16 protein-coding genes are annotated in these 8,127 nt (G+C 44.9%); 11 read left to right on the top strand and 5 right to left on the bottom strand.

What is annotated here, in order from left to right; genetic code table 11:
- Positions 1-339: 339 nt before the first annotated feature.
- Positions 340-822: a hypothetical protein gene (locus H0248_RS05320; RefSeq protein WP_180785030.1), complete on the top strand. Its 483-nt coding sequence runs from the start codon at positions 340-342 to the stop codon at positions 820-822.
- 42 nt (positions 823-864) lie between these two features.
- Here H0248_RS05320 and H0248_RS05315 read toward each other — a convergent pair whose 3' ends face one another.
- The 4 genes from H0248_RS05315 to H0248_RS05295 all read right to left on the bottom strand — a co-directional run bounded on the left by H0248_RS05315 (position 865) and on the right by H0248_RS05295 (position 3,652).
- Positions 865-1,011 carry a hypothetical protein gene (locus H0248_RS05315; RefSeq protein ID WP_180785029.1) on the bottom strand — a complete coding sequence of 49 codons (147 nt, stop codon included), beginning with the start codon at positions 1,009-1,011 and terminating at the stop codon, positions 865-867.
- A 351-nt stretch (positions 1,012-1,362) separates the two neighbouring features.
- Complete coding sequence (gene cspE, locus H0248_RS05310; protein WP_005967874.1) at positions 1,363-1,575, bottom strand: transcription antiterminator/RNA stability regulator CspE; 213 nt, start codon at positions 1,573-1,575, stop codon at positions 1,363-1,365.
- A 431-nt stretch (positions 1,576-2,006) separates the two neighbouring features.
- On the bottom strand, positions 2,007-2,342 hold the full coding sequence (locus H0248_RS05305; RefSeq protein WP_180785028.1) for a hypothetical protein: 336 nt from the start codon (positions 2,340-2,342) through the stop codon (positions 2,007-2,009).
- A 455-nt stretch (positions 2,343-2,797) separates the two neighbouring features.
- On the bottom strand, positions 2,798-3,652 hold the full coding sequence (locus H0248_RS05295; protein WP_180785027.1) for a phage repressor protein CI: 855 nt from the start codon (positions 3,650-3,652) through the stop codon (positions 2,798-2,800).
- A 117-nt stretch (positions 3,653-3,769) separates the two neighbouring features.
- Here H0248_RS05295 and H0248_RS05290 point away from each other — a divergent pair, with 117 nt between their 5' ends.
- From H0248_RS05290 to H0248_RS05280, 3 genes are read left to right on the top strand one after another with little or no spacing between them, the layout of a single operon-like run.
- A complete protein-coding gene (locus tag H0248_RS05290; protein ID WP_180785026.1) occupies positions 3,770-4,174 on the top strand; it encodes a hypothetical protein in 405 nt (134 codons plus the stop codon).
- A 33-nt stretch (positions 4,175-4,207) separates the two neighbouring features.
- Positions 4,208-4,717 carry a phage regulatory CII family protein gene (locus H0248_RS05285; protein ID WP_180785025.1) on the top strand — a complete coding sequence of 170 codons (510 nt, stop codon included), beginning with the start codon at positions 4,208-4,210 and terminating at the stop codon, positions 4,715-4,717.
- A 9-nt stretch (positions 4,718-4,726) separates the two neighbouring features.
- Positions 4,727-5,320: a hypothetical protein gene (locus H0248_RS05280; RefSeq protein ID WP_180785024.1), complete on the top strand. Its 594-nt coding sequence runs from the start codon at positions 4,727-4,729 to the stop codon at positions 5,318-5,320.
- Positions 5,321-5,417: 97 nt separating this feature from the next.
- Here the strand turns inward: H0248_RS05280 and H0248_RS05275 are convergent, their stop codons facing one another.
- A complete protein-coding gene (locus H0248_RS05275) occupies positions 5,418-5,693 on the bottom strand; it encodes a hypothetical protein (RefSeq protein WP_039276814.1) in 276 nt (91 codons plus the stop codon).
- A gap of 136 nt (positions 5,694-5,829) precedes the next feature.
- On the opposite strand from H0248_RS05275, the gene H0248_RS05270 reads away from it, so the two are divergent.
- The 7 genes from H0248_RS05270 to H0248_RS05240 all read left to right on the top strand — a co-directional run bounded on the left by H0248_RS05270 (position 5,830) and on the right by H0248_RS05240 (position 8,019).
- Positions 5,830-6,264: a tellurite resistance TerB family protein gene (locus H0248_RS05270; protein WP_033071260.1), complete on the top strand. Its 435-nt coding sequence runs from the start codon at positions 5,830-5,832 to the stop codon at positions 6,262-6,264.
- A complete protein-coding gene (locus H0248_RS05265; RefSeq protein WP_180785023.1) occupies positions 6,264-6,425 on the top strand; it encodes a DUF3927 domain-containing protein in 162 nt (53 codons plus the stop codon). Before H0248_RS05270 ends, H0248_RS05265 begins: the two co-directional genes overlap by 1 nt.
- A gap of 78 nt (positions 6,426-6,503) precedes the next feature.
- Positions 6,504-6,680, top strand: a complete 177-nt coding sequence (locus H0248_RS05260) for a hypothetical protein (RefSeq protein ID WP_180785022.1) — start codon at positions 6,504-6,506, stop codon at positions 6,678-6,680.
- Positions 6,677-7,177, top strand: coding sequence for a replication protein B (locus tag H0248_RS05255; RefSeq protein WP_113633152.1), 501 nt, complete (start codon positions 6,677-6,679; stop codon positions 7,175-7,177). Before H0248_RS05260 ends, H0248_RS05255 begins: the two co-directional genes overlap by 4 nt.
- 61 nt (positions 7,178-7,238) lie before the next feature.
- A complete protein-coding gene (locus tag H0248_RS05250) occupies positions 7,239-7,487 on the top strand; it encodes a DUF2732 family protein (protein ID WP_039318092.1) in 249 nt (82 codons plus the stop codon).
- Positions 7,487-7,795, top strand: coding sequence for a DUF5405 family protein (locus tag H0248_RS05245; protein WP_005967852.1), 309 nt, complete (start codon positions 7,487-7,489; stop codon positions 7,793-7,795). The genes H0248_RS05250 and H0248_RS05245 overlap by 1 nt, the downstream gene beginning before the upstream one ends.
- Positions 7,795-8,019 (top strand): TraR/DksA family transcriptional regulator, encoded by a 225-nt coding sequence (locus H0248_RS05240; protein WP_180785021.1) that lies wholly within the window; start codon positions 7,795-7,797, stop codon positions 8,017-8,019. Before H0248_RS05245 ends, H0248_RS05240 begins: the two co-directional genes overlap by 1 nt.
- Positions 8,020-8,127: the final 108 nt, after the last annotated feature.

The raw sequence follows: 8,127 nt of genomic DNA, 5'->3' as shown, positions 1-8,127 counted from the left end.
AGCAAAGTGGAATCCCGCCCTGTATAGTCGATATGCGTCAGCGATGTGCCAAGGGACTGCGCCTGCGGCACCACGACCTGTGCCACAAGCATGGTGCTACTCAGCGCCAGCGGGCAACTGGCAAGAAAACTGGAACCACCGATTTCATCCCATTGCGGAACTGGAATGAATAAAATATAAACAAATCAAGCGAGACACCAATCAGTGCGATTGCTTTAACCATCTGGTGAAGGATCTCCCCCAGCAGTACCATCCACACGTTGTAAGACGTACGCAGAGACGGCTGACATATATAGGGTTGCCTGCTTATCGGGCATAGATAATATGGATTTTATTTAAATGAAAAAGACATCGCGTTTTCTTCTGGCGCTTGCTGGATTATGGTTTTCCGTTACTGCTTATTCCGCAGCACCTCCCTCACCTCACGCAGAGGAAACCCAGATACCAGCCATCAAACTCATCAATACGCCAGATAATCGTTCAGCCTTCGTAACAGGCAGCGTTCCAGCGCTGGAAAAAATCACGGCACAAAAATTTTGGCTCAGCAATTCTACGGAAGCGTGGGAGCTGAACGTTCACCCGGCACCGCGCAAACAATATGTCATCACGCTGAAAGGCACGTTGAAATTTCGAGTTAGCGATGGTTCCACTTTTTTGCTTTCTCCTGGAACCGTCTTGATTGCCGCTGACACTCAGGGAGAAGGACATAGCTGGGAGATGGTTGAAGGGACTGAATGGGTTCGGATTTATATTCCAATTGTGGATGAGAGCGATTATTTCACCCCCGATGCATCGGTCACCGTCGCGGCTAAAGCGCACTAATTTTTCGCGGCATATTGGCGACAGAAGTCCGTCGCCAACCTATTAAGCCTTATTCGCATCAAACGGATCATCGACATCATCCTTGCTGTCATCACGTTTGCGCGGAATCTCCCCCTGATCTTTTGGCGCATCGTTTGCCGGATGGTCATTTTCATCCTTGTATTTGGTACCCGTATTTTTCTCAGTCATTGTTTCCTCCCATTACGTCGTATTCTATAAACTTAGCCGATAACGGCTATAAACAGGATATGAACCTGTCGATTAGATTGTGATAAAGACATTTTATAATGAAGGTAGAGGAATTATGTCCGTTTGCGATGTCGTAGTTAATGAAACTGAATGCTTACGGATGATGAGGAATAAAATAATATAGGCTGCTGAGTGCTGAAGATAAAATTCAGTAATCGGCTACGAGATATAAAAAACCCCCAGCTTTACGCTAGGGGTTTTTTAGTGCTTTCCTTGACTGCTCCGGCTTAAACCATCATCGCTATCGCAAGAGAAACATTAATTCATTTGGCTTTATTGTGGCGCAACTTTTTACAGTGCGACAACGTTGCCAGCTGATGGGCCTTTCTGGCCATTTTCAATGGTGAACTCAACCTTTTGGCCTTCGTCCAGCGTTTTGAAATCGTTGCTCTGAATCGCAGAAAAATGTACGAATACATCTTTGCTACCGTTGTCAGGAGTAATGAAACCAAAACCTTTACCAGCGTCAAACCATTTTACTAAACCAGTCATTTTATTAGACATAGAAATTACCTTAATTTTATAGCGCCTTCCGGCAAAATAGGGCCTGTGCACAGAATTTAATTAGCAACAATAAGGAGGCTCAAAAGAAGGGATATCTATGGATAACACTTTGAAATGAGAACTGCTTTACTAAACTGCTTTTTACGTCTGCGAATCAAACCGACGAGTCATTAACTCATGTATCAATATCTTTAGCAAGCATTTATTTAAAAAACCTTTAAAAGGCTCGCAGAAACGAAATTCGTCTCGTCTCAACATCTCATTGGCAAGAACCGCCAACCGATACATCAAAAAAAAGACCGAATACTTATTAATAATATTAAAATCAAACACTTAAACACACCTTTGGCGACAGAATGGCGACACATCACAAACAAGCCAACGCATAGCCTGAAGCAATACGTTGGCCGATGGAACGGTAAAAGCCAGCGTCACTCTGACTCATTTGTAAACAAAGCCACTGTTTTGGTGAGAATGCTTTCCAGCTCTTCCTTACTCACATTCTCTGCGGTGATCTCTTTAGGCTTTTCATTTTCTATTACGATATGTAGTTTTCGCCCAGTTCTTTTTTTCAGCCACTCGACAGCAACATAGGCCAACAAAGCAAGGTGTACGTTAGCGTCTTTCACTTGATACACAAAATCGATGATATCTTTCATCGTTGTACTAACGCTGAAACATTCTGTTTTACTTAACGTCAAGCCATGTTTAGCACATGATTGCTGAAAATCTTCATTCACATTTAGACGGATACTTTGATACTCCATGGATATACTCCTTTATGCTCATACAATTTACAGCCGCCTGATATTGACAAAAATACTTATCAGCGCAGCGTTTGACATGTTACTTTTTGGTGAGGTTCATCGATACATAGACAAATCTTGCTTGGCAAAAAATGAACTTAACCTTAAAAAAGGGAAAGGAGTTATTTTAATAAAAGGCGAAATAAAACCTTAAATAAAAAACATCATTTCCCTTTAACACTAAACTGGCGATATATAAGATATCGCCATACAAAAAAATCATTTACTACAAATTTTCTTAGATTTGCTTATCGAACCATCATTACAAACGAATTGCCCGTCAGTTGTACAATGAGATATGCCGCCTTTGCCTTTTGAACATGGTGTGTTTCTTGCGGAAACCTCAGCATTAAATAAAAAAGAAAAAACAATAACACTAACTAATAAACTAAAATTTTTCATATATGCATCCTTGACTAAATTGACGTTTTAAAAATAATAGTAACGATACCCTTTACAACTACTTCATCAACGGTGCATTCGAACTCACCATCACGTCCATTAACAATTAATTTACTCGGACGGCGAGACACTGAATACACATCTAAACTGCCATCAATATCTAAAAGCCATGTGCCGTTAGATATTTCACCCTCACCCATTTCTACGAGCCAAGCGTCTTTACCTGAGCGTATGTAGCATAGTTTTTCTTGAGTAACGCCCTCAGGTAAAAATGATTTGTCGATAGAACAAAAACCATCGTCTTCCAATTTCCCAGCCAGCAGACGTTTTTTAGCAATGGTGGCTGTTTCTGGTGCATCAACGGTCAGCCCCTGTCCTGAACTTGTGATACCCCGCCCTGTCGCCAGCCACTCAAGAGAAACGCCAGTATCCAACGCGCAAGCAATAACGACATCACCCGGAAAAAAGTCACGGCGAATCCATGTGCTGATCGTCGCCGTTGAAATCCCCAGCAAGTCACCAAGCTCTTTTTGCGTGCTGAACCCATAGGCATCCAGCATCCTGCGCAGAACGGCTTTGCCACCTGATGCCAGAATTTGGTCGTAAAGTGCTTTACCTTTTAGCGTTACTGGCGGTATTTGCAAATTCGAATTTTCAAATTCACCTGTCACCAACCAGTTTACATCTGCCCCTGTATCGAGGGCACATTGCACAATGACATTTCCGGGAACTTGGTTTCGTTGCAGCCAGCCAGCAACATTACTTTTGGCAATACCAAGTTTTTCACCTAGCTCTTTTTGCATGGTGAATCCATAAGAAGAAAGGATTCTTTCCAACACCTCAGATGCTACGGCGTTTTCAATTCGCATAGAATTTCGCTCTAGATTTGATTTTCATATTTACAGATATGAAAAACGGATCTACAGTAGCCACACACCACATGCAACACCATAGAACACAAACCGATTAACAGGAGATATTGCGTTATGTCTCAGGAGATTGCAAATGCATCCCCACGATTTGATTCTGCAATCAGTCCCGCACTGGTTGCTGAGCTGGTCAAAGCACTGACACCAGAAGTCAACCGCGCCATCAAAGACGCTATCGAACAGGTTGCAGCCGTGCAAATGGCACCAACCATGACAAAGAAAGAATTCGCGAGAATCAATAACATAAGCAATTCTCTACTGGAAAAATGGATCGCTAACGGCGTTGTACTGCTGGCACCGACACCAACCAGCACCGTAAAGCGCGCTAAGAAAGATAAAGCGACAGGTGAAGTTGTCGGCCATTCCGTCATGACTAAACACGGCAACGCCTTAATCAACCTTGAGGCATGGCGGGAAAAGAACCGTCAACACGCTATCAAGTGCCGTTACATCAAACCATGAATTCGATTATTCGAATTTCAAAGGATCTGAACCATGTTTGATTACGAAATTGCAAAACACCCGCACTTCAACAACGCTTGCCGGGCATTTGCCAACAAGCAGAATCTGGTTGATGTAGCCGCAAGCATCGGCATGAACGCCCAAATGTTGCGTAACAAGCTGAACCCAGAGCAGCCGCACAGATTGACCTGTGACGATTTGCTGGCAATCACCGATGTAACCGAAGACGCCACGCTGATCGATGGGCTTTTGGCGCAGCTTAATTGCCTGCCAGCCGTGCCAGTGAATGAGGCAAAGGCGGAACGACTAACCACGTATGTATTGCAGGCCACCGCCGCAGTGGGCGCGGTTGCTGCTGAAAGCGTATCCGATGAGCGTATGACGCCAGCGCGTCGTCATAACGTGATCGAGAGTATCAACGCGGGTGTGCGTTATTTGTCGCTGGTCGGCTTAACGTTGCAGGCGCGTATTCAGGCTAACCCCGCGTTAGCGTCAACCGTAGATGCACTGAGCGGTATTAGTGCGTCGTTGAATATTGGGTGAGTAAGAAAAATGAATATTTTTAGTCTGATTAATGCGATGCGTAATGATTTGAAAAACAAAAGCGTCAGCATTGATGCCGCGTTTTCATTCCTCGACGATCTGGAAAAATGCGCATGTGAAATGAGCGATGAGATTATAGGGCTGAAAGCGTCGTACCAGCAGTCAGGTAATTGTTTCGTTAACTTGAATAAGGATAGCAAGCATACCGCCATTTTCTGCCGCCAATATCATTTACATGGTGAACATGTAGGTAATGTTCACTACATGGTTGAATGCTTTGCTGATAAAAATTACGGCAGCGTTTCCAACATCGTTGATGGTATTGACGATTTCATTTCCTCAAGATTTATAGAGGAAAAAACGCCGTCAAAAGATACCTATGGTTGTATGCGTATTAATACGATTGATGGCCGCATTGTTATCAAATCTGATTCCATAGTGGCGATTTCTGAAATTAAAAGAAAACATGATGTAACCGCTGTTATACATCTTAATTCAGGTAAGGAATTTGATACTGGCCTTTCTTATGAAAAAGTTGCATCTGTTTATTTGGATTATTTGGGTAAAGAACGCGGGACGATTAAACGCCCCGTCGGTATTTAAATATTGGATGTAATGTATATGGGCGAGATAGTAAAAAGCAGCAGAAGTAAAAATAAATCCTGCTGCCTGTGCTCCTGCCACAAATGCAGTGAGATTCTTAATTCAGCTTCGCACGCAATAAAAGCTCAGGTAGAAGCTGAAAGAGTTCAAATCGCGAATCTTCTGAAACAGATGCGGCAGCAGGACTAAGTGACGAAGTTTTAAAATCAAGTGCTGTTAGTACTTTTTCCTTTTGTTCGTTAGATAGGGCATCAAAAAGGGCACGAAGAAATAAGTCATGAGCACTGACGCGGTTTCGTGTCATTTCATTTGCTTCAGTTATGACTTGAATGAAATTTGTTAAGGCTTGGTTTTTTTGAGCGTTATCTTCCATGGTTTTTCCTTTCTGGCTGTGTGGAAACACCAGAATACCATGCGCCGGGCATGGCTAAAACCCGGCACCTATTTGCAACCGTCTATCCGTGGGCGGTTACCAATAGGCAATTTCATCCACAACTGGAGTAGTAAAAATGAGTTTTTTTGGATTCGGAAAGAAAGTAGCCGCGGCAAAAGTCGAACTTAAAAAGGTTGAGAATCGCGATCTGATGGAGGCCATTGTTGGCGGCTGTTTGTTGGTTGCGGCAGCTGATGGCGAAATCGAGAAAGAAGAGACAGACAAACTGGATAAGTTGCTGCGCTCTAACCCTCAGTTGGGGCATTACGGGAATGAAATCACCCAAACTATCAGCCGCTTCACTGAACAGTTACAGGCAGGCTTTCGCGTTGGACGCATGAACATCTTGCGTGAAATCGACGATATCAAAAACACGCCAAAAGATGCCGAAGAGGTTTTCGTTAACATGCTGACGATTGCCGAAGCTGACGGAGAAATTGAGCCAGAAGAACAGAAAGTGCTGGAAGAGGTTGGTCGCCGCCTCGGTCTGCGTATTGAAGATTACCTGTAATGAACAAGTTGCGTCTGGCTGCGGTTCTCTTGTTCGCGTTTATGGGCGTCGCGGTTGATTTTTCAAGCTATCTGCTTTCTGTCGTCAGTGATGCGTTATTCATCGGCGCATTAGTTTTCATTGTCTGGTCACCGTTAATGACCGGGGCAGAAAAGAAATAAGCATCCTGTGCCGGGTTCGCCCGGCACCTATTCGCAACCGTCTATCCGTGGGCGGTTACCAATAGGAAGGAGGAAACCATGCAAGCACCAATATCAATAGCGCCGTTCCTCTGGTGGCACCAGACGGAGACAAAGCCTGATTTTACGATCACCCACGGCAAAGGCCGTCAGGGGATCATCATTCGTACCCGCCGGGAGAGAGTTAGCCAGCGGGTTATCCGCTCTATCAAGTCAGTGTTACGGGGGAAAGCATGACAGCCTTTACCGTCAGCAGTATGCAGAATTTACCCGCCGGGCTGCGTAATGTGATCGGCAAGCACTTTGCTGATAGCCGCTGGCGTGAAACCTGCGCCTATTACAACGGGCTACATGAGCGCGATCGTTTAACTATCTGCTTTCATGCGCAGATGAAAAAGAGCCAGACCGTTTACCGTCTGGAGGAAATGCCAACCGCAGAGCGTGAGCGGATTGTTTGCGCAATTGATGAGCTGCGCCGCATATTCTCGCTGAGCCGCAAACGTCGTGAAAAAACCTCGACCTTTTTAAGTTGGTTAAGTGTCGGTGAAAGACGGACGTTATTTTTTCATGCGGGATTAAGTGAAAATGAATTTAATCAGCCTTACTGGAGGATTGATGATGTTTCATGTCCGTGGCGAAATAAAATATCACATGCCTTAAATGAGCTATTCAGCTTATTTGAAGCTGCCCCCGACATTCTGACGGCAATTAAACCCGAAGAATATCTGAATTAAATAACCCCTGAAATTAATTAGGCGCTTAACCGCGTCGGGACTCTCTTTATCTGAGGATTATATGCACATGTATAAAACAGTCGGTCAGGCGATGCACCGCAAGGCTGAAAGCGAGGGCATTCAGTTAATGCTTTCTCAGGCACGCACCGAGGCGAAAGCCGATGCGCACACGTCTTTTTCTTCTCGTCTGGACAAACTGGCGACTCATGCCGCTATCAATGAATTAAGCAGCGTGGAAATCATCGAATTATTACGACAGGAATCCGACGCCTTTAATAATTCTGGGTCAGATATCAAGGCGGTGATGTAATGGAAAACCCCGCTTATAACCGCGTCGATATCAACGGCAATTATGCAATAGCGAAAGTCGGCTATGACTTTGCGCTGGGCGAAATTAAATGCGGTAAAGAAGACGGCGACCAGCCGTATTTATCCACGCTGGCTGTTTATCAGAATCCCGTCAGCCTCATTAACGATTTTGTGCATCGTGCTATCGCCACCGAAATTTGGCGCGGGAACGTCACCGACTCAAAGAAGCTGCTGACCGAAAGCAAACGCTTTGCGGCAATGTGCCAGTCAGCCTTTGACCAATTAAATAACGATAAGGAGCAAGAATAATGCCGGATGCTATGGACATGGTGCAGCAGCGCCAGCAAGACATGTTAGACCATCAGATCGCCAACGCCCGGAACGCTCAACGCGGCGTTTCTGCGTTCGAGTGTGAAGACTGCGATCAGCCGATACCCGAAGCGCGCCGCGCTGCAATCGACGGCGTGACCCGCTGCGCGACATGTCAGGGCATTCACGAACTGAAAGGTAAGCATTATCGGGGTGGGCTGTGACCTCAATTTCTTTTACCTGTGGTAAGAAACAGATCTCAGTACCTAGCGAAGACGTGGCTTTTTACTTCCCGTCAATCGTCGAAAGCGGCGCTTTCTTTGTCACGATGA

Source organism: Pectobacterium brasiliense, assembly GCF_013449685.1.
GTDB lineage: Bacteria > Pseudomonadota > Gammaproteobacteria > Enterobacterales > Enterobacteriaceae > Pectobacterium > Pectobacterium brasiliense_A.
This window is presented reverse-complemented; position numbering and strand designations above follow the sequence as displayed.